Here is an 18,727-nt window from a genome sequence, read left to right as displayed (position 1 = left end):
CCAATGGAATCCATAAGCATTAATCTACTCGCGGAGTCGCTTCTTACCAAAGAGCGACCGCTTGGTATTGTTTTGGATGCCCCGGTAGTGATTCAGCAGGCAGTAAATGCAGCTCGCTTTTATGCAACTTTTGGTGCTATCGAAAGTAAGTTGCCTGCTGACGCTCTACTTGGAACCGATCTAAGCGATGCATCCTCCCCATGCTTCAATTCATTGCCTGTTCCTCCGACAGATTGGGTTGATTCGTCGACAAAACTAAGTCAGCACGAGTGGGGGATTATCAAGCCACTCTTCATGCTTTACGTTGAGCGCGAGAATGCAATTTACCTTGAGGCTTCTCGAAACCTTGGTGTTGACGTGTACGGTAGAACGACATCAGAAATACAGAATGACATTGTTCAGTATGAGCAAATCATGCCAAGCCTTGCTTTTTTTCAGCCGATTATCTCAATTTGAGTTATGAATATAACCCTTCAAAATGGGAGCGTTTTGCCTGGCGACATGGTTATTTCCGCGGTTTTGCGGACTGATCTTTCACCGGTTCCGGCCTCTTTGGAGGTGACTCTTAGGGGATCTGAGGAAATTGATAAGCAGGCCGTAGAGGGGAATTTTCTCATTGCGGGAAGCTATAACTATGAATTTCAGATAATCAAGGTTGAGAAGTCGAATGATGTAGCAGGAGCTCAGGGAAAGGATGTTTATCCACCGCTAAGCATTACTGCGCTATACCGCCCATGTCACAAAATTTCATTTCGTAGAAGCTCAGCTGTGATTAAAGAGGGTGCAACGCTTGGTGAGGTTTACGGGGCGTGCGGGGCTTCTGTGCGGATCGAATCTGACTTCTCTATCAAAAAATTCTCTTGCTTTATCGGTGGTGTGCCAAGTTATCACATAGCAGTATCTCTCCAGGAGGAGGGCGGCGCAGTGTTTTTGGATAAGGGGAGTGTGCGATTTCTTAGGTTGGAGGATCTGTTTAAGCAAAAGTCCTCGATCACTATATCTGAAGATGCCGCGCAAGAAATCGCGAGTGGATTTTTAGAGCGGCACGAAATCCCTTTCTTTTACTCTTTAGATGAGCAGGGAAAATTTGTTTTTGGCAATAAGTCAAAAGTACGGGCGGCTCAGTATCAACCCCGTACTGATTCAAGGCTATTGCGCAACCTATCAAAGGCCATCGTAACAAGAAAGATCGCCCGATTAGACTTCTCGCCATCGATTAACGCGGGAAGCATCATCACTGTTGGGAAAAATGATTATGTCGTTATCACGGCGGCGCACGCATTCATCAGTGGAACTGACGGCGAAGGTGTTGATACTTATTCAAAATTTTGGCTTGGAACTCTGGAGGGGTAACAGTGCTGGCTAATTTAATACCTGCTGTGGTTGATTCATATAACCAAGTTACACGCATGTGTCGTATTCAGATCGATGGCATTACCGATGGCGCAGAAGTATTGCCGCAGGCGGAAATCTTATATCCGATTGGCGATAAGTCGCAGCATACCGAGCTCGAGATACTGAAGGGTGATCTAGTTTGGCTCGCATTCCAATTCGGAGATCCAAGGTACCCAGTAATAGTTGGTAGCCGGGCTAAAAATACTGGAAATATGCTTGATTGGCGGAAATATCATCATGCCAATATTGAGCTAAATGCTGACGGGACAATGTATTTCAAAGTTGGGAAGCTATTTCATGTGGTTACGGACAAGGCAATAGTAGAGGCCAATGAAATTACTGTGCTTGCCAATGACATTTTAGTTGAATGTCCGAAGACGAAATTTACCGGTGCCGTGGAGGTTGACGGATTGCTGACGTACAAGGGCGGCATGGCCGGCTCCGGATCTGCGGGCGGCGGGGCATCAGCGCGGATTAACGGAAGTATCGAAGTTACCGGCGGTGACGTGTTGGTCGATGGCATTGGTACGAAATCGCATCATCACGACGAGCACGATGGTTACAGCACAAGTAAGTCAAGAGCATAAAGGGATCATATGGGGAAAGTTTTACTGAATTTTTCAGAGATGGGAAGTGCTAAAGATGCTTCGACAAAAGCAATAAGAAAAGCATTTCTAAGGGCTGGTGCAGAGGTTGCACAAGCAGATATCTTGCCTGGGTTGAAAAGAACATCAGGAATAACTTACCGGGAACTGCAGCTGATTTTTTCGGATAGTCAGACGGTTACTCTGATGGTCAAGCAGTCTGGGGACATTTTCCAGGTGAAGTTGAATGGGAAAATAATTCCAATCAAGAACCAAGATGACCATCAAGAGGCAGCAACCGAACTTGCAGCCAAAATGGAGAGTGGGCGCACTTCATTTCAGAAGAGGTTAGCTAGCATAAAGGTGGCATTGCCTGCTGCGATAAAGACTTCAGTAGTAAAAATCGAGGAGTCTTTACAGACCCGCCTCGGCGCTCTGAATGATGCAATCGCAGAAGTTAATGAACAAATTGCTGCAATCGATAGTAAATTGAATGTGGGTTAATAATGGCTGATATCGTTGATATGGTTGTTGATTTTTCTGAGATTGAAGTAAGCCATCGGCTGCGTCAAATTCGAAAGGCAAAGGCACGGGTGCCTTCAAAGGTTCAAGTCACCGAGTGCATAAATTGCTTTGAGCAGAGTAGTACCATTTTTTGCAGCGACGAATGTCGTCAGGACTTTGAGTATCGTAAGGCTCGCCAACAGGCTTGATTTTGGAAAAATACGAAGTTTCCTACTCTCGACAAGTTTGAAAATTGATTTTGCAAGTATTGCGTGGGATGTCTCGCGCAAAAGCAAAAATTTTTAAACTTTTTGAGAGGCAAATATGGGTGAGCAATCCGCACAATACAATAGCAAGGACACAGTCCAAGTTGCTGAATACGTCTCAGGACTGAAAGAAAACTCCATTGGCAGCAGTGGTACTTTTGATTCTGCTGCAGCTATGGAATATACATCGGCAAGCCAAGCTAACTCCGTTGTACCTGCAAAATTACAGGTCATTCTGGATGAAATGCCGAAAGAAAATGCTGACCGCATCGTTAAGGGTTTGCTTGATGGTGTTGCATCGTACGAGCGCCAGCATGGCGTGGCTCCGACTGCAGACGTTATCGAATCTGCGATTCACCAGGCATATGCTACGACAGAAGAAGCGCGTAAAAAATACACGCTGGACTCTGCGAGCAATGCACATTCTGACCCACTGTCTTTGCAACCAAACCGCGCAGTAATTGCGATTACAGCTGCCATTTCTGAAGCCATCCCGGTTGCAAACTATATGGCTGCAGACATTGGATCGAATCAAGCGAAGTTGATCATTGTCTCCCATACGGCCGGCAATCAATTTGGCGGATACAAGCAAAATGACATTATGGACGGCATCAACAGTGGCCGCGCATACATCAATTCTGCTCGCTGCCACTCGCTTACTCGAACAGCTGATGCGTTTGGCGACAAAATTACCGCAAACCAGATTTCTTCTGAATTGTGCGACCAGAACGGTAGCCCGGTTAAATTGATGCGCGGACGTACGCAAATCTACATCAACGGATTCTTCGCAGCTCGCGAAGCAAATGGATCTGGCTCTGCCTCTGCATCGGCCATCGTTGGTGGCGTCACGATTGGCGGCGTTCCATATTTGATTTCCGGCACAGTGAATCTGGATACTGGCGTGGTCGCAATCACTACCGATACACCATTGCCGGCAAATACGAAGGTAGTAGCTGAGGGCTTTATTGACTTTGAGCGTTCGCCTGGCACTATTCCGTTCATCAGTACCAATGCCACCTCGTTTGATTTGTACGCAAATCCGTGGAAAGTTAATACTGAGCAAACCATCGACACTCGTACCCAGTTCTCAAACGAGTTAGGTCTGGATCCAGCTGCAGAATCGATGTTGGCAATTCGCAATCAATTTGCAAATGAGCGTCATTTCAATGTTCTGCAAAAAGCGGCTCGCCTCGGTTCGACCAATAACATCACCTTTGATTTCAACTGGTCGAACTTCGGCCTGCAAAAAACTCGCGCACAAATCTGGCAAGACTTCGCAGCGATTCTGAATGCGTCATCTCAGCAAATGGCTGAAGACACTATGGATCATGGCATTACCCATTTGTATGTTGGCAAATCCATGGCTGCTAACTTGCAAACTGCTGATGCAACGATTTTTGAACCATCCGGAATCACAGCGCGACCAAGCATTTACCGCCTTGGCCGACTCTTCGGTATGTACGAAGTTTATTACAACCCTCAGGCAGTTGAAGCGAATGGTGGTGCGTCGTCTCAGGTTGTATGTATTGGTCGCTCTACACAGGTTGCGCGCAATCCATTCGTCCTGGGTGATGCTGTTCCTCCGACTATCATTCCTTTGACCGCAACCCGTGATCAAGTTTCTGGCGCTGGTTTCTATGCCCGTAACTTTACGGCAGTGAATCCGCACCAGCCATCCGCAGCCGGTTGTGCGCTGATTAACATCATCAATCTGAAGTAATAGCAAGCTTCAAGTCGACTAAGAACGCAGCCATGCTTTGGTATGGCTGCATCATAAAAGAAAGCAATGATATGAAAAAAACCATTATTTTGTGCGGCCTGAATGCGAGTTTGCTATCCCTTGCTGTTCAGAAGGCAGTCGCCGATTTCTCGGATCAAGGCTTCCCATTGGAAATTGTCGTGGTGAATAACACTCCGCTGAACTTTCAAATTCCACAGGCAGGCGCTGAAATTACTTCAAACCTCGGTGAGTTGAACGCCACTAATTTGACGATTCAAACCGAAGACCAATTGAAGCGAGTTTTATCAGATTTCGAGCAGCTGCTTGCGTTGAATCAGTATGAATCGGCGCTGGAAATCTATCTGAAAGAAGAATTTGCGCGCTATTCGATTCCTGAAAGTGAGTCGGGTCTGGATTTGAAGGTTGGCGATACGCAAATCAATGAAGTTGCTAATGGTCAAGCAATCTCAGATCCAGACGGCGCGGCTGGTGAAGGTACGTCCGGCAATGACGCGTCCGGAGAGGGTATCTCTGAAGCGAAATCGGAGGGCGCGTCCGGAGAGGGTATTTCTGAAGCGCAATCGGAAGGCGCGGAAGAAGGTAGCCCTGAGGGTTCTGTAGGTTCAGAAAATAAATCTACCAAAGCATCTTCAAAAAAGAAATAAATCAAACTTACTCAAAGGAGAGTAAATAATGGTTACTCCATTTGTTCGACAGCTCGGTTATCAATCTGGGGTTCAATTGAATCCGCTGAAAGATAATTCAGACTCACCTGACTCCGGCAATTCGGATCAGGTTTTTGCATTAGTCATGCGCGCAACTCGTGGCCGCATCGATAAAGCATTTGAAGTTTCTCGCAGTAAATTTACAAGCAAACTCGGCCGCGGCGAACCATTGCGCAACAGCGTACTCAATGAGGCGCATATCCATGTTTCTGAAGCCCTGGACAATGGCGCGTATAAAGTTATCGTATCACGCTTGGTACCCGCTGCTGCAGCGCTCAGCTACATCGTTCTGACGCTTGATAATTCAAGCAATCTGGCGGCTTCTGTTTCGCCTACAATCCCAGCGACGCCGTATTTGCTGGCTATCCAGCATTTAGAGTGCTTCAATGATGGCTTGATTGTCGATCTTCATGCTGACCAGTTTTTGTCTGCCGGCGCACCGGTTCCAAATAGCATCGTCACATTAAAGTTACGTGATGCGTCGGGATCTTTGCTGTATGAATTTACCGGATCGCTGACACCTTCGCAGGATGACTTTGGCAGAAGCCAACTCCTAACTGATGTTGTTGAGCGCAGTACGTCTGATGTTGTTGTATCCGTTGGCAGTGTTACTGCGATTCCTGTCGCAAGTAATGCGTATGGGCGGGACGCAAACGGAAACAGCAAAATTGCAACGACACCGGTGCAAATCTATTTCAACGAAGGTGGCACCGGATATTCGAATGCTGACTATCAGCGCGCAGTAAATGCACTGAAGAATACCGATTTGCAGTACGGCTATTTGGTCTCCGGCGGAAATCAGGCGGCAGCACTGCTTTCTAAGTTGGCGTTATTGGCTAAAGATACCAATACACAGCTTGCTATTGATCTTGATGGTTCTTTGAGCCCATCAGCAGCAATTGCGCAGTTAGCTCAGTTGAATATCGATTCTCACTATGTTCATGCTTACTGGTCGCCGTTGAAATCGGATGACCCTTTAGGCATCAATGGGAAAGTCTTGATTGGTACGGCAACTTATAACGTAGCGTTGCGCTGCGCTCGAAATGCGCAAAAAAACGCCAAAGGTTTTGCGCCGAAAAACTTCCCAATTGCTGGTAAGGCATATCCACTGAATCGTACAGGCATTGTCCCGGTTTACATACCATCTGAGCCGGAAGACAGTGACCTGGCGCAGGCAAAGATAAACCAAGTTAAATTCCAGACATACAACGGTGGCGGTAAATATGTGTTCGTGGATAGCTTGACATGCGCACAAGTAAGCACCAGCTTTAAAAAGCTGATTTCTGTCGCCGAAATGTCCAGCTCTATTGATAACTGGGTGAGCATGTTTGGTAAGGAAATTTTGCAGTTGCCCATGTCGATTTCAGTCAAGAAGACGCAGGATTTCTTAAAGGCCTTATTTGAAGGCGCACAGTCATCCGGCTGGATAAAAGAGTCTGAGGATCTTGGTGGGGCAGCATTTCAATTTGCAGTTGCGCCAAATCAGCAAAAGCCCGCTGATCTCATGGATATTTCGTACTCGTTACGGTATGACGGCACGACCCGTCAAATCACCATCTCTCAAACACTGTCGCGATAATCGATGCCCTCCCTGGTTATCCAGGGAGGATTCAACGTAGAAAGGAAAGAAATGGAACATCCATCTGCAAGTATGATCCGTGGGATGCTCGGATCCGGTAAGCCGAATTTGCCGGCTCAAAAGCAAGTAACGAATGCTGTAAAGGCTGCACTAGATTCAGTCGATGGCAGCGAAAAGAAGGCAGTTCCTGGCACGAATGCAGATTCCCCTGAGACGGCGTCCATCTATGCAGACACAAACATCAGGCTGTTGGTAGCAGCAACGATCCAGCAATGGGTTGAAACGGACGATCTTGAAGATGATGAGTCACTTCCTGACCGGTTGTTGATGATGTTGGTAGGTATTGCTGATGCGAATCAGGATGGCGAATTGGATGATGATGAAAGTGCTGTTTTGGATATGGCGCTTGAAACAGCATGGGACTATTTGCTCGGTAAGGGCGTTACTGATGATGATTGCTCTTTGCTTCTCAATGATTGGGATGCTGATGCCGCAATTCGTATTTCTGACGTTGTGGCTGCAGCATTGCCTGACGGCGATGACCTCGCAAGTGACGATATTGACGAATTCGCTTTTGGTGATGACGAGCAAGGTGCGGTATTTGACAGTGCCGGCACAAAAGAACCAGGCACCGAAGATGACGCATCAACCGAAAATGCCGCACTCGATGCTGTGTACAAAAAAACCCTGGTTATTCGCCATGGTAAGAAAGTCCGCATTAATAAGCGGGTGAGCGGCAAAGTTCGATTATCTGCAAAACAGAAAATCGGCATCCGCAAGGCACAGTTGAAGTCGCATTCAGCAAGAGCAATCATGCGTCGCATGAAATCGAGAACCATTGGTAATCGAATGGGTATGTAATTTTGCTCATTTTTAAAAGCCACCTAAAAAACAAGGTGGCTTTTTTCTTGGAAAACGCACATTTATTCGGGGGTGTCGGTACCGCAAACTAATGCCAAGAATCCAAAACCGATCTCTACCGACATGCCAAATATTCGAGAAACAAAACCAGATAACGCATTCTCATCTGAATGGATGGGAATGAGTGAATATTTGATAGCAAAAATATTCCAGGTAAATAGTGATGGGATTAGAGAGGATACGCTTTCTCCAGAGGTTCACGCTCCATTGATCGAATCGGAATTGGAGGCAACGCTAAATTGGCAAAGCCCTTTTGAAAACTCAAGCGCAGATCAAAAAGCCCCGGCGCTGGTAGCTATGCTCCAGTCGGGCGCAATTATTCCATTTTTGAAAGATATAGGCGTAATCGACAAGGGTGGATCTGGTGGTGAAATGGGGGCAATTGAGCGGAACATCAACGAGTTTAAGGGTAGGACGGGCATTACAAAATTGAATTCGACTCAGATTTTTACTGGCATGCCTCCAATCAGAATCACCGCCTCACTATTATTTCGCGCATATCGAGACCCAATCAATGAGGTTGAAACGCCCCTCAAGCAGCTATGGGATTGGGCTTTGCCGGAGAAGTTGAGTCGAGATAGTTTGGCCGCTCGCGCAAAAAATTCTGCATCAAACACACAAATGGCACTCCTTCCATCAAAGGCTCCCACTATGGTTGGCCTTCAGTACAAGCGCCGATATTACGCGCCGCTAGTCATTGAGAATATTCGTGAGCCTTTAAATTCACCTATAGCTTCCGATGGCTATTACACGGAAATTGTAGTCCCAGTTACGCTTTGTAGCCTAACTGCGCTTGATAAAGATGATATGGCGCGAGCCATGAATGGAGTGTAAGCGTGATTAACTTTTCTCCTCTACGTACAAAGCGCCTATCTATTCGCCTGAAAGAGTTGTCGATTGGCGATGCGATCAGGCTGGTTGCAATTCCTGAGCACATGAATGAGTCAGCTATGACTGAGTTCATTGCGAAGGTAATTGATTCTGCAGAGCCCCAGGGTAATTTCCATGTAAAAAACCCATTGAAGATGACCGTTCAAGAGCGATCGTTGATCGTTGCGCATTATATTGCGCACGTAAATGAAGCCGGCGATCCCGATTTTCAGCTTGGCGGGGGGCGCTACTCCGATTTCTTAATTGGCGTAGATGTTCCGGAATTCCCTATTGAAGTTGGTGAAGTGGGCGAGGACATTTGGTCTATATCCCCTTTGTTTGGTGGTGCCGCTGAAGCTATAGAGCAACTACATGGCGAAATACCAAATATGTCCGGCCGGTACCACTGGCTCACCGGCTGCATAGCAGCTCAGCTAACGCTAAAGACGGAAACCCCGCCAGATCATGCAGATGCGTTTTCGGACTATGTCCAATGGCTGAAAAACAAAATGACAGTGCTATCGAATTATCCTGAGTCTCAATTCGTTGAGTTGCTGGGGTTATTTCTTGCTGGGAATAAAAAAATTGAGCATCTATTTCAGACGGAAGTAGATGATTTTGGCATTGTTGTCTTACCTAAGAGTCAGGAGGCCGGAGCATCAAAATTGTCTCCGGTGCGATTTCCAGTATGTTCCTGCATCAGCGACATTGCGAAACGACTTGCGGGAAAACCTTAGCGGATTGGCTGTAAATTTAAGTTTATATTCTGGCACATCGTATCCAGATGCATTGCGCTGTCCAACCTCCGAGGTTCGGGATTTTTTTGGATCAAAAGCGTTTGATGCTTGGCGAAAAAATAAAGATGCCGAGCAAAAAATGCAGGTTGCCCTTATAGAGCGAATGGATAACGTAGTGCGTGCGATAGTTGGTTTTGGCAAACAATTGTCTCGAAGATGAATTTATGAAAGTGCCGCATGGGTGAAAAGAAAATAGATACAGAAGCAGAGCGCGAAAGCCGTCTTGCGAAGGTAATTGTTGATGCCATGCACGCGAAGATGGCTGAGGGCGCAATACCGAAAGAAAAGCATGATGAAGACCATGAGTTTATTGCAAAGCTTCGAAATGATGACGAGCAGCGTAAAAAGTGGCGGCTGGCAATTATCGAGAAAGTTGTAACAACGGTCGCTGGTTCTATCGTAATAGGCATTCTTGTTTTCGTGGGTAGCGCGGTTTGGAGTGCAATTAAAGTGGGGCTGAAATAATGAGAAATTTTCTACACGAGATAGCTGATCGCTTATCGAACGACTCGGCATGGCATAAATTGCTTGCGACCCTCGTCATTATTTGCATTACCGCGACCGCATCACTGCTCGGTTTTGTTGCGTACAGGACTACATACCCTGAGGCGCTTTGGCGCGTATCGAGCCCGCTCAGCGTTGAAACTTACCGTTCCAACGGTATTGCTCACATCAAATATAAGCTTGGCTTAGTGGCTCTAAGTGATTTCACCGGACGGTTTGATAAGCAGATGAATTGCTCTAGTGGTAGTGCGGATCTATCAGACTCGTTGCGCGAAATAAAGCAAGGCAGCTATGAGATCGTGCGACATTCTCTTGTGCCTGTGACGATCCATCCTGGGGATGTCTGCACTCTGGAAATAGGCATTACAAATGACGTTCCATTTGCGATGTCCCACCCTAGGAAGGTGGTTAGTTATGCAACATTTGTTATGAATTGATTTATTTGGGTAAATGGAGGTGATTATGGTTAAAAGATTATTCTTTCGTACAATGGTTTTCTTTATGCTAACTGTTGCGGCATTTGTATCGATTGAGGGCATTGTTCAGTTAAGTGCCAGCGGCATTTACAGCGTCGGACAAATGTTCCCGGAGATAATTTATGTATTAGTCGCCCTTGGGATATTGGCTTGGGTCGAAATTTCACTGATGTGGTTTCGTATTTTCCTAACGCCAAAAATTGACTTGCAGAACATTGCTGAATTGGCCGAGGCCACATCCCCAGCGGCGCTGTATTGTGCGCATCAATTTGCATGGGCAATACGCATCGGAGCGTTCCTTTTTCTGTACTGGATGCAGGTATCAGCGCATTTCGGGGGATAGTATGAGACCGAGGCTACTAAATGTAGTTGCTTTGACTGCTTTGCTTCCTTTATTTAGTGCTGTGTCGCATGCTGGCAGTATCCTTCCGGGGGAGTCTGAAAAATTACTTCCAATTATGCGGGGGGAGATTGAGCATTTTTGGCCTGATCTGGCGCGCCTCGAGTTTATTCCGGCGGCAACAGAGCAGGAAAGTTTGAACCGGATCCGTGCAGAGCTTAAAACATCGCGTGAATATGGTTGTGGAATTGGTCAATTTACTCGAGCTTATAAGCCTGATGGGTCGGTAAGGTTTGATGCTTTAGAGGAAACGAAGCGATTAGACCCCTCTCTAAACGGATGGACTTGGGGGGATTGTTTCAACGTGTCATACCAGGTTAGAGCCGTTGTTCTTAAATTACGCTCTCATAACCGGGCATGTACGTCAATTATGCACGACAGTGACAATTCTCTTATGTGTGCTGCGGCTCAATACAACGGTGGCGCTGGTAGCGTCAATAAGCGGATTCGATCTTGTCGAATGACGCCTGGCTGCCAGCCGGGCATATGGGCAGGAAATCTTGAAAACCAATGTCCTCAATCTCGGATAAAAGTTGCTGGCTACGGTGAAGATTTTTGTACTATCAACAGCAAGTATCCAGGCAGAGTATTTGCCCGGATGCCTAAATACATGGGGCGTATATGACATATGGCAAATACATTCTTATCATCATCGCTATAAGTATTTGTTCCTATTCTGCCGGCGAATACTTTGGAGGCATCGCTGGGATGGAGAGGGAGAAAGCCTCTTGGGAAAAAAAAGACCGTGATCGCATTCTGCGCGAGAGTTTAGCGTTGGTCGAAAAAGATGCTCAAAATAAGGCTGAAGAAGCCATTAAAGCCGGGAAGATAAAGCAAGAAAGACTAAATCGTGAGGAAATGTATGGCGCACTTAAAACTAAATATGACAAAGTTATTGCTGACGGTCGCACTAGCATCATTGGCGGCCTGCGCGTCCCAAAGTCCATCTGTGAAGGCTTTGCCGCAGGAGTCGAAGGCGCCAGCACCGGCGGAGATGTCGAAAAAACGACTACCCGACTCCCTAGAGATGTTGAGGAGCGTCTTTACCGATTCGCAGAAGATCGAGACAAAATAATCATTGACTTTGAATCGTTCAAAAATGAAGTCCGAATCAGCAAATGCTTTGCTGAATAAAAAAGCCCGCACTCTTTATTGAGTTGCGGGCTTTCAACTTTGTTTATCTGCGAATTAGTGATCTTTAGAGTTAGGGCTTGGGGGCGCGACGGCGGCTCATGCTACACCGCCTTTACTGCTGTCGAGCACAGATTTGGCATAAGCGTCGATGCTTTCCAGTTCGTCCGATAAGCAGCCAAGTTCATCGCGTCTCATAGAGGCGAAAGCGTGGTATTGCTCCAGTGCGTTTCGCAACTGCTCATTCTCAGCGCGTAGCTCTTCAACTGTAGGCTCATTGCGCATTAATACAATTTCCGTCATTAAACGCATAATTTCACTGCGCGCTTGCGCCTTAAATGGCTGCTCAAGCGGAAAGCTGACCAGATTCCAGGTTTCGCCGAGAACGTTCAAAACGCGCTCATTAAACGTGTTGCCAATAGAGAGCCGAACATCAGGTAGGGGAATGGCGCGGATTGCGTTGGCGCATACATCAGCGCGGTTTCGGAGATCATCGGATATTTGCTCATCGCAAACCTTTGCACATTGCTCTCTTGGTTGTTCTAGTTGGTTCATGCTGTACCCGCTTTCAAATTTTCAATAGCTGCCGCGATTTCACGCGGCCAATTTCCGCAATTCATTTCCTTGCCGTTATCGAGCACAATACAAGTGCCGTGCCTGCCGTTGTAATCGATTAGGTGCCAGGAAAGGATGCGCTCTGCAAGGACGTAATGCGGATGCCCTGCGCCGTATGGTTTGAGTTCGATGGGCGTCATAGCATTACCTCCTCTACAGACCCCTTACGCATCGCTGCCAGATCGCGCAGCGTGTACCCCATTTGATATCCCATCCGCTGATGGCCTGCTGACTTACGCCAGCCAAGATAACGCCCTTCACGCTTGTTTCGGCTGATCAGGTTTCGTATATTGGTCATAATGGCGCCACCTCCGGACGACCGGCCAGACCGCAGTAGCCTCGTGTTGTTGGGTGACGATCACCTGCGCTGCTCTTTAGCCCTCCCGGAACCCAGCGCCATGTGGCGCACTGGTCTGCGATGCAGCGGCAGATTGCGGGAACGCGCACGCCGCCCATTGTGTCGGTGTTGCAGCCGCTTACGATGTGATGGTCTTCTGTAATTGCGACCAGACCGCTTACTTTCGCAGTTTCGCGGCGGACAACTTCATGGCGCACAACCCGTACCGTCGGACACCACAGTTCTTTGGCTTGTTCTCTTGTGTGGCTCATATACGACCTCCATTTATTTTGTTGTGTATGTTTCTAATCTTGCTCCTTATGTCGATTCGCCGCTGCTTAGCGTTGCCCGATGGCCTGAAGTCACAATATTCAAGATACGCCTTTGTATTGCAGCATGGACAGCCTATGTCGCCTCCGTGATAGAGCGCTCCGCCTGGCTCATCGCAGCTATCAAGATCCCAAAGGTAGCCGTCAATGCAAGTTGCATCCTGATAAGTAGCACCGAAGTGCCTTCCTTTGTATCCGCAGCTCATGCTGCACCGCCTATCTGATCGCGTGCAATAGTCAATAGTAATGGGTTGGCTTTAGTCATAACGTCCAGCAGCAGCCGCTTTTCATCCAGATACGTGACAGCGAATTTCGGGTCGTGCATCACAATGCTGGAGGTGTTGCTGATCATGTCTGCGCATTTGATTGTTTGCACCCATCCAGGTGCCGCAGCCAATCGAATGCGCGACGCGGCTTTCCGCTCCGCTCGGTTGCCCTGTTCCATGTCAGATAAGAATTCGACAGCCGAAGCAACACCCACGCCGAAGCGATCATTAATTTCTTCAATGCTCACGCCTTGATCTTCTACGCAATCGTGCAACCACGAAGCTGCGATTGATAAGGGCGATTTATCGACCGTCGCCACAATGCCTGCGACTTCCGCCAGATGGTCGGCGTATGGGTTGCCCGTGTACTTGCGAACTTGGCTCTTATGCTTTTCACGTGCGAAGAGCATTGCTTGGTATGCTACGTTCATGCTGCACCGCCTTTCTTGATGTTGACTATCGCGGAGTGTGCAGCCTGTACATCTTCTAAGCCTTCAAACCCGATCAGAAGTCGGTACCCGGGAAGATTCGACTCACTCATTACATAGCACCGCTTCGATAGAGTGCTCAATAAGTCGTCAGACAACTTGCGCAGTTCGGTATTCTCTTTGTGAAGTGCTTCGGTGTATGGCGGCGCGGTGTAGACTTGATGCACTTCCGTGCAACTTTTGACTAGCTTTGCTTGGTCGTTGCATTCTTTGAACGAGGCATAGATTTTGTTATCTGCTCGCATTTTTCCAATGCCCCACAAATAAACAAAACCAATCGGCTCTATAGGTTTTTGATCAGGAAGGGGCAAGGCGCGAATTACGTCTGCGATTTGTTTTGCGAACCAAGATTCGCCCATTTCACCTTTTATCGCCTCATAACACGCGACGGCGCATTGCTCGCGCAATTGTTCGTAGCTCATGCCACACCGCCTTTCAGTGCTATGCAAAGTTCCTTATCTATGGACTCTACATATTCCACATCTTCGCGCTGTTTCCCGTAATTGATACAATCATTGCAAGTCGGGGAAATATGACAGCTGCAGTTAGCTTCCGGTGGGCTGGCATAATCCAGTAGCACCTCAATTGCGCTTCGCGCAGAGTCAATGACGCTTTTCAATTGCTGATTCTCATTGCGCAGTGCAATTTCACGATCCACAGCATTGCATATGTCGCCATAGGATGCTGACCAGTAAGGGTTGTCACTGCTGATACGGTCTTTAACTGATTCCTCCGTATTCATCAGTGCCGCTGTGGCACAGCCTGCCAAGCGCATGCGCTCTTTTTCCAGCTGGGCTTTGAGTTCGGCATTCTCTTGGCGCAGGGCTTCGGCCTGATCGCACAACTGCTCGTTTTGAATTTTCAGGTCTGATTCAATCCGTCTGCAAATATCATGTCTTGATCCGTCTTTTTTAACCGCATGCTTTTCCAGATCGGTAACTGATGGGACTGGCAATACATTGAGTTTTGCTACAGCGGCAATAAAATAATTATCGATTGCTTCTTCCCGTGTATTGCCAAAAGCATAGTTTTCACTGGTTTGCAGGTCAATAAACCCTTCGCCTTTGGCGCACCACATATTTCCGTCTTTTTCAACCGTAACAACCGCTTGTTTTTCATTAGTCATTTTCAACACCTTCCAGCGCTGCATTGATGCGCTCCATAGTTTCATAGTCCGTCTCGCTGGCAACCTCCGGGAATTGATCCTGGTACCATTGCAGTCCGTTCTTTGCCAGCTCCAGCACTTCGCGCAGTTCGGCTATTTGCAGCAAAAGGCTTTCTTTTTCAGACTGCAAAGTTTCATTAGCAAGTAAAGAAACGTTTCGATTTAAACGAAGCTTCAATTTTCTGTTTTCCACTTCCAGGCTAACTAATTCTTGCGGTGCCATAAAGAAAGGTCTGGATATTTCGTCAATGCCATTGAAAAAAACATCCTCTTCGTTTACGCAATCCTGCCCCCATAATAAATTGCCATTTAAATCTGCTTTAAAATAGCCGGATGGTTTATGTGCCACTTCAGGCGGCGGCAGGGCATAACGTCGCACCAAATCGTTTCTTAAATCTGGATGGCTTTCCGCGCACGCAATTGCATATGCTGCCAGTGCCGCTTTTGCGTGTTGGTCATGTTTCACGTCCAGAACAAAATATTCGCACCCGCAATGCTTTTGCCCTGGCGCGTCTTTGCCGTCTGTGCGTGCAACAATGAATTTTTGAAACAGTCCTTGCTGTTCAGCTGGCTTGGTTTCGTCGCGTTGTGGTAATTGGCTCATGCTGCACCGCCGTCATCGTTATCAGCATCGTCAAAAAGTGGGATCCAGCCCTCCTCAGGATATTCTGCGTCACATGCGTAAAGCCCCGGCTTCATCCGTATGTTGTTATCGCCAATCGGGGCATACTCGGCTGGTAGGAAGGCTATTCGAGCGCTGCTTTCGTGGTCATCTCGTGCATCGGCATCGGCAAATACAAAGTCCAGCACTTCTTGCAGCTGAGCGGCAGTAATTTCTAAACCGTGGATTGATTTCCGGTTTAATTTGGCAATTTCCTCTTCCAGTGATTTAATATATTGGGCTGCTTCGTATGCAAGTAGTGCTGTTACTGTCTCTGGAGCATATTCGTTGACGTTCGCAAGCAACTCCGAAATCAATTCATCTGATTTTCTTGCTGTATTTAGATTTGTCACCGGTAATGCTTTGATTAACCGATCAAATTGGTAGGCGCCAGGCGTGGTTCCAGTGCCTACTGTTTTATTGCCAATGTGCTGTTGAAGGTTGCTCATTTTTTACTTTCTAAATGGATTTTTTCTCGGAATTCTGTCTGGCTGTAGCCTACGGAAATCCAGTGTTGAATAGCCTCGTTGACGTACTGGACGCCCAATTCTTCCGATACCTTGTAGCTATCGCAGTGAGTATGTCCGTAGCGCGGTTCGCGAAACACGCCATATGCTGCAAGTGCCTGCAGCCTACGATTCGCAGTTCCGCGTGTTACACCCCAGACAATTGCCATGCGAACGCCTAGGACTCCGCAATACTGGCCGGTAATCTCTTTATCTGAGATGATTCTGTACTTCTCACCAACATACCGGCTCAATGCGTAATTGCGTGCCACGGCTTTAACTTCGTCGTGGAAGTCCGCTAAGTAAGTTTGCTGTTTGCCAGTTATTCTCTCGGATATTCGTTTCATGCAACCCTCGCCAATTGCTTTTCATGTTTGAAGTTCGCAATTGCCAAGGCCTTCGCCTGATTTGGCGAAACGCTATTGCCGCACATGCGTACTTGAGCAACTGTTGAAAGTGGTATGCGAGGAACCTCCAAAGGGTTCGCTACCTGAATGCCATCTGAAAACAACAAGGAAGGATTGGGTATCTCGTCAATGATGTACGTAGACGGGAATCCTTGTGCGTTGAATAATTCCCTCGCTTTGAGCATGCGTAAGGTAATATCGACCAAAACCCACCATTGACCGGAATGATAAAAAATCACCATTTCAGCAGGCTTAGTAAAATATTCCGGCAAATGGGTATGCAGTAATTTCGCACATAGGCGAGCTCGCTCCCGGTGTTCTTCATCCAGGCAATCGGCGGCAATTTGGACAGTCTGAACAAGTCCCATGCGGGCTTTCGTCGGTAATGTATGCATCGGCTCAGTAAGACCTTGCCATTGACCTCCGCTAGAGTAGTACTTTATGCAATATGCCATTACTAGGCGCTGGTTACTGCCAGAACTGGTAATCGTAGAAACTGGCTCATCAACACCCCTACCATCACCATCGTAAAATCCCCCATTGGCCTGCTCAAGAAATGCTGCAATTAGACTTTTATGTACTCCATCACTTATCTCATCGTTCAATTTAGGCTCGATTTTTAGCGTCTCGGCGCACTGCCTTGCTCGCTCTCCATGACCAATTGTGACCAAGTGGGCAGATGTTAGGCCATGATGAGTTCCGCCAGCGGAAATTGTGGATAGCGGAGCATTGATATCATGCCCCCCAAGATGCGCTTCGCTAGTGCCTCGCATTGGCGTTAGTGTGGGAGCGACGACAGAAAAGTGACCGCCTTTCACTTGTGCGCACACAGTACGCAGTGGGGCGTCTGCTGGCATAGTGCGCTGACTGCTTGCATTTGCGTGCTCATTTAAGAAAGGAGCAAGAATAGGGCAGTTGAAATTTTCCTTAGCGATAGCTCTTAACGGATTGCCTATTGACATAGGGTTGGCAGAAATGGTTTGCTCACTTGTGCTGACTATGAATGGCTTTGCTGAGGTCAGTACGTGGCGCAAGAGTCCTTTGGCTATCCTGCGTTCTGTATTAACTACCAGTGGGCGCTTTCGACTGAAAATACTTTGCGCAGGAATGCTAAAGTCTATGCACTGAGCAGCAGTTGCCCATGGCAAAAGCTTGCGTGCGAGTACAGCGGGATTTGTTGGAGCGCCATAAGCATGGTCAGGCCAACCAATCTTGACCCCGTCACGTCGAGCAACAAGAAATAATCGCTTGCGAATTGTCGGGGCGCCGTCATTGCAGGCGCGCAGCTCTCGCCAGTCAACCTGATATCCGTGTCCGCGCAGTTGACGAACGAAAGACTCAAAGGTCTTACCCTTTTTAGATGGATCTGGCCTGGCCTCTCCACTAGCGTCAATGATGAGTGGCCCCCAATCCTGGAACTCTTCAACATTTTCCAGCATGATCATGCGAGGCTTGCACTTTGCTGCCCAGCGCATCCCGATCCAGGCAAGACCACGTATCCGCTTCTCGACTGGGGTGCCGCCTTTTGCCTTGCTGAAGTGCTTGCAGTCAGGTGATAGCCAAACTAAGCCTACCGGCTGGTTATTTGTTACCTTAATTGGATCTACATCCCAAACACTTTCACATATGTGCATCGTATGCGGATGGTTTATGGCATGCATTGCAAGAGCTTCAGGATCGTGATTAATTGCGATATCGACCGGCCGCCCAAGCGCTTGCTCTAATCCTTCGCTAGTTCCACCTCCGCCAGCAAAATTGTCAATGATCAACTCATGGGGGAATCCGAGTTGCATCGTAAAGTTATCGCGCCTCATGCGGCCACCTCGTTGCAGTTGGATGAATCGGCGCGCTTGATGACTTCTGACTTGCATGCGTAATAGCCAGGAGATGTCTCAGTTATTTTGCCGTCCTCCATCATTCGCTTGATGATTGCCTCGGCAGTTTCAACATCTGCAATTAATATGCTTTCGCTGGCTAACGTTTTTGCTGAAAATGGCATGTTCGCTGAACTCATTGACGCAATACGCAGGGCTTCAGCATAGAGCTCTGCGTAAAACTGAACCAAGTCTAAGTCGCACATC

General features: G+C 47.6%; 25 protein-coding genes. 15 read left to right on the top strand and 10 right to left on the bottom strand.

The features are described 5' to 3' along the window. Positions 1 to 3 precede the first annotated feature (3 nt). The 15 genes from EYB48_RS05525 (at position 4) to EYB48_RS05455 (ending at position 11,875) form a co-directional block, all read left to right on the top strand. Positions 4 to 456 carry a hypothetical protein gene (locus tag EYB48_RS05525; protein WP_162019297.1) on the top strand — a complete coding sequence of 151 codons (453 nt, stop codon included), beginning with the start codon at positions 4 to 6 and terminating at the stop codon, positions 454 to 456. Between the two features lie 3 nt (positions 457 to 459). Next, positions 460 to 1,353: a hypothetical protein gene (locus EYB48_RS05520; protein WP_162019296.1), complete on the top strand. Its 894-nt coding sequence runs from the start codon at positions 460 to 462 to the stop codon at positions 1,351 to 1,353. Positions 1,354 to 1,409: 56 nt separating this feature from the next. Further along, positions 1,410 to 1,982 (top strand): hypothetical protein, encoded by a 573-nt coding sequence (locus EYB48_RS05515; protein WP_162019295.1) that lies wholly within the window; start codon positions 1,410 to 1,412, stop codon positions 1,980 to 1,982. Between the two features lie 9 nt (positions 1,983 to 1,991). Beyond that, positions 1,992 to 2,483 (top strand): defense against restriction DarA-related protein, encoded by a 492-nt coding sequence (locus tag EYB48_RS05510; protein WP_162019294.1) that lies wholly within the window; start codon positions 1,992 to 1,994, stop codon positions 2,481 to 2,483. A gap of 324 nt (positions 2,484 to 2,807) precedes the next feature. Further along, a complete protein-coding gene (locus EYB48_RS05505; RefSeq protein ID WP_162019293.1) occupies positions 2,808 to 4,469 on the top strand; it encodes a hypothetical protein in 1,662 nt (553 codons plus the stop codon). A 71-nt stretch (positions 4,470 to 4,540) separates the two neighbouring features. Beyond that, a complete protein-coding gene (locus tag EYB48_RS05500) occupies positions 4,541 to 5,134 on the top strand; it encodes a hypothetical protein (protein WP_162018859.1) in 594 nt (197 codons plus the stop codon). Positions 5,135 to 5,162: 28 nt separating this feature from the next. Next, positions 5,163 to 6,773 (top strand): hypothetical protein, encoded by a 1,611-nt coding sequence (locus EYB48_RS05495; RefSeq protein ID WP_162019292.1) that lies wholly within the window; start codon positions 5,163 to 5,165, stop codon positions 6,771 to 6,773. Between the two features lie 51 nt (positions 6,774 to 6,824). Next, complete coding sequence (locus EYB48_RS05490) at positions 6,825 to 7,634, top strand: hypothetical protein (protein ID WP_202927677.1); 810 nt, start codon at positions 6,825 to 6,827, stop codon at positions 7,632 to 7,634. Between the two features lie 123 nt (positions 7,635 to 7,757). Beyond that, positions 7,758 to 8,528 (top strand): hypothetical protein, encoded by a 771-nt coding sequence (locus EYB48_RS05485; protein ID WP_162019291.1) that lies wholly within the window; start codon positions 7,758 to 7,760, stop codon positions 8,526 to 8,528. Positions 8,529 to 8,530: 2 nt separating this feature from the next. Continuing rightward, on the top strand, positions 8,531 to 9,301 hold the full coding sequence (locus tag EYB48_RS05480; protein WP_162019290.1) for a hypothetical protein: 771 nt from the start codon (positions 8,531 to 8,533) through the stop codon (positions 9,299 to 9,301). Positions 9,302 to 9,538: 237 nt separating this feature from the next. After that, positions 9,539 to 9,826 (top strand): hypothetical protein, encoded by a 288-nt coding sequence (locus EYB48_RS05475; protein ID WP_162019289.1) that lies wholly within the window; start codon positions 9,539 to 9,541, stop codon positions 9,824 to 9,826. After that, positions 9,826 to 10,302: a hypothetical protein gene (locus EYB48_RS05470; protein ID WP_162019288.1), complete on the top strand. Its 477-nt coding sequence runs from the start codon at positions 9,826 to 9,828 to the stop codon at positions 10,300 to 10,302. Before EYB48_RS05475 ends, EYB48_RS05470 begins: the two co-directional genes overlap by 1 nt. 25 nt (positions 10,303 to 10,327) lie before the next feature. Continuing rightward, positions 10,328 to 10,684 (top strand): hypothetical protein, encoded by a 357-nt coding sequence (locus tag EYB48_RS05465; protein WP_162019287.1) that lies wholly within the window; start codon positions 10,328 to 10,330, stop codon positions 10,682 to 10,684. A 1-nt stretch (position 10,685) separates the two neighbouring features. Continuing rightward, on the top strand, positions 10,686 to 11,366 hold the full coding sequence (locus EYB48_RS05460) for a hypothetical protein (protein ID WP_162019286.1): 681 nt from the start codon (positions 10,686 to 10,688) through the stop codon (positions 11,364 to 11,366). Continuing rightward, positions 11,363 to 11,875, top strand: coding sequence for a hypothetical protein (locus EYB48_RS05455; RefSeq protein WP_162019285.1), 513 nt, complete (start codon positions 11,363 to 11,365; stop codon positions 11,873 to 11,875). Before EYB48_RS05460 ends, EYB48_RS05455 begins: the two co-directional genes overlap by 4 nt. Before the next feature lie 96 nt (positions 11,876 to 11,971). Here the strand turns inward: EYB48_RS05455 and EYB48_RS05450 are convergent, their stop codons facing one another. From EYB48_RS05450 to EYB48_RS05405, 10 genes are all read right to left on the bottom strand, one after another. Next, the gene (locus EYB48_RS05450) at positions 11,972 to 12,427 is read right to left on the bottom strand and encodes an MreC domain-containing protein (protein WP_162019284.1); all 456 of its coding nucleotides are present in this window, start codon (positions 12,425 to 12,427) and stop codon (positions 11,972 to 11,974) included. After that, positions 12,424 to 12,627: a hypothetical protein gene (locus EYB48_RS05445; protein WP_162019283.1), complete on the bottom strand. Its 204-nt coding sequence runs from the start codon at positions 12,625 to 12,627 to the stop codon at positions 12,424 to 12,426. Before EYB48_RS05445 ends, EYB48_RS05450 begins: the two co-directional genes overlap by 4 nt. A 728-nt stretch (positions 12,628 to 13,355) precedes the next feature. Next, positions 13,356 to 13,850: an HD domain-containing protein gene (locus EYB48_RS05440; protein WP_162019282.1), complete on the bottom strand. Its 495-nt coding sequence runs from the start codon at positions 13,848 to 13,850 to the stop codon at positions 13,356 to 13,358. Beyond that, entirely contained in the window at positions 13,847 to 14,329 is a 483-nt protein-coding gene (locus EYB48_RS05435) for a hypothetical protein (RefSeq protein ID WP_162019281.1), read from the bottom strand. Before EYB48_RS05435 ends, EYB48_RS05440 begins: the two co-directional genes overlap by 4 nt. Then, positions 14,326 to 15,033, bottom strand: coding sequence for a hypothetical protein (locus EYB48_RS05430; RefSeq protein WP_162019280.1), 708 nt, complete (start codon positions 15,031 to 15,033; stop codon positions 14,326 to 14,328). Before EYB48_RS05430 ends, EYB48_RS05435 begins: the two co-directional genes overlap by 4 nt. Then, positions 15,026 to 15,676 carry a hypothetical protein gene (locus tag EYB48_RS19055; protein WP_202927676.1) on the bottom strand — a complete coding sequence of 217 codons (651 nt, stop codon included), beginning with the start codon at positions 15,674 to 15,676 and terminating at the stop codon, positions 15,026 to 15,028. Before EYB48_RS19055 ends, EYB48_RS05430 begins: the two co-directional genes overlap by 8 nt. Beyond that, positions 15,673 to 16,182, bottom strand: coding sequence for a hypothetical protein (locus EYB48_RS05420; RefSeq protein ID WP_162019279.1), 510 nt, complete (start codon positions 16,180 to 16,182; stop codon positions 15,673 to 15,675). The genes EYB48_RS19055 and EYB48_RS05420 overlap by 4 nt, the downstream gene beginning before the upstream one ends. Continuing rightward, positions 16,179 to 16,586: a hypothetical protein gene (locus tag EYB48_RS05415; RefSeq protein WP_162019278.1), complete on the bottom strand. Its 408-nt coding sequence runs from the start codon at positions 16,584 to 16,586 to the stop codon at positions 16,179 to 16,181. Before EYB48_RS05415 ends, EYB48_RS05420 begins: the two co-directional genes overlap by 4 nt. Beyond that, positions 16,583 to 18,460: a DNA cytosine methyltransferase gene (locus tag EYB48_RS05410; protein WP_162019277.1), complete on the bottom strand. Its 1,878-nt coding sequence runs from the start codon at positions 18,458 to 18,460 to the stop codon at positions 16,583 to 16,585. The genes EYB48_RS05415 and EYB48_RS05410 overlap by 4 nt, the downstream gene beginning before the upstream one ends. After that, positions 18,457 to 18,726, bottom strand: coding sequence for a hypothetical protein (locus tag EYB48_RS05405; protein WP_162019276.1), 270 nt, complete (start codon positions 18,724 to 18,726; stop codon positions 18,457 to 18,459). Before EYB48_RS05405 ends, EYB48_RS05410 begins: the two co-directional genes overlap by 4 nt. Position 18,727 lies beyond the last annotated feature (1 nt).

Origin of the sequence: Cognatundibacterium crateris, assembly GCF_010078235.1 — a bacterium.
Classification (GTDB): domain Bacteria; phylum Pseudomonadota; class Gammaproteobacteria; order Burkholderiales; family Burkholderiaceae_D; genus Undibacterium; species Undibacterium crateris.
The sequence above is the reverse complement of the archived record's forward strand: the minus strand, read 5'-3'. Positions and strand labels throughout refer to the sequence as shown.

Excerpts from the sequence above, each read along its gene's own strand:
- EYB48_RS05420 (WP_162019279.1), bottom strand. The coding sequence starts at position 16,182 with ATGAGCAACCTTCAACAGCACATTGGCAATAAAACAGTAGGCACTGGA.
- EYB48_RS05485 (WP_162019291.1), top strand. The coding sequence starts at position 7,758 with ATGCCAAATATTCGAGAAACAAAACCAGATAACGCATTCTCATCTGAA.
- EYB48_RS05435 (WP_162019281.1), bottom strand. The coding sequence starts at position 14,329 with ATGAGCTACGAACAATTGCGCGAGCAATGCGCCGTCGCGTGTTATGAG.
- EYB48_RS05475 (WP_162019289.1), top strand. The coding sequence starts at position 9,539 with ATGGGTGAAAAGAAAATAGATACAGAAGCAGAGCGCGAAAGCCGTCTT.
- EYB48_RS05515 (WP_162019295.1), top strand. The coding sequence starts at position 1,410 with ATGTGTCGTATTCAGATCGATGGCATTACCGATGGCGCAGAAGTATTG.
- EYB48_RS05505 (WP_162019293.1), top strand. The coding sequence starts at position 2,808 with ATGGGTGAGCAATCCGCACAATACAATAGCAAGGACACAGTCCAAGTT.
- EYB48_RS05430 (WP_162019280.1), bottom strand. The coding sequence starts at position 15,033 with ATGACTAATGAAAAACAAGCGGTTGTTACGGTTGAAAAAGACGGAAAT.
- EYB48_RS05525 (WP_162019297.1), top strand. The coding sequence starts at position 4 with ATGGAATCCATAAGCATTAATCTACTCGCGGAGTCGCTTCTTACCAAA.
- EYB48_RS05445 (WP_162019283.1), bottom strand. The coding sequence starts at position 12,627 with ATGACGCCCATCGAACTCAAACCATACGGCGCAGGGCATCCGCATTAC.
- EYB48_RS05510 (WP_162019294.1), top strand. The coding sequence starts at position 1,992 with ATGGGGAAAGTTTTACTGAATTTTTCAGAGATGGGAAGTGCTAAAGAT.
- EYB48_RS05520 (WP_162019296.1), top strand. The coding sequence starts at position 460 with ATGAATATAACCCTTCAAAATGGGAGCGTTTTGCCTGGCGACATGGTT.
- EYB48_RS05415 (WP_162019278.1), bottom strand. The coding sequence starts at position 16,586 with ATGAAACGAATATCCGAGAGAATAACTGGCAAACAGCAAACTTACTTA.
- EYB48_RS19055 (WP_202927676.1), bottom strand. The coding sequence starts at position 15,676 with ATGAGCCAATTACCACAACGCGACGAAACCAAGCCAGCTGAACAGCAA.
- EYB48_RS05440 (WP_162019282.1), bottom strand. The coding sequence starts at position 13,850 with ATGAACGTAGCATACCAAGCAATGCTCTTCGCACGTGAAAAGCATAAG.
- EYB48_RS05495 (WP_162019292.1), top strand. The coding sequence starts at position 5,163 with ATGGTTACTCCATTTGTTCGACAGCTCGGTTATCAATCTGGGGTTCAA.
- EYB48_RS05470 (WP_162019288.1), top strand. The coding sequence starts at position 9,826 with ATGAGAAATTTTCTACACGAGATAGCTGATCGCTTATCGAACGACTCG.
- EYB48_RS05405 (WP_162019276.1), bottom strand. The coding sequence starts at position 18,726 with ATGTGCGACTTAGACTTGGTTCAGTTTTACGCAGAGCTCTATGCTGAA.
- EYB48_RS05500 (WP_162018859.1), top strand. The coding sequence starts at position 4,541 with ATGAAAAAAACCATTATTTTGTGCGGCCTGAATGCGAGTTTGCTATCC.
- EYB48_RS05490 (WP_202927677.1), top strand. The coding sequence starts at position 6,825 with ATGGAACATCCATCTGCAAGTATGATCCGTGGGATGCTCGGATCCGGT.
- EYB48_RS05410 (WP_162019277.1), bottom strand. The coding sequence starts at position 18,460 with ATGAGGCGCGATAACTTTACGATGCAACTCGGATTCCCCCATGAGTTG.
- EYB48_RS05455 (WP_162019285.1), top strand. The coding sequence starts at position 11,363 with ATGACATATGGCAAATACATTCTTATCATCATCGCTATAAGTATTTGT.
- EYB48_RS05450 (WP_162019284.1), bottom strand. The coding sequence starts at position 12,427 with ATGAACCAACTAGAACAACCAAGAGAGCAATGTGCAAAGGTTTGCGAT.
- EYB48_RS05465 (WP_162019287.1), top strand. The coding sequence starts at position 10,328 with ATGGTTAAAAGATTATTCTTTCGTACAATGGTTTTCTTTATGCTAACT.
- EYB48_RS05460 (WP_162019286.1), top strand. The coding sequence starts at position 10,686 with ATGAGACCGAGGCTACTAAATGTAGTTGCTTTGACTGCTTTGCTTCCT.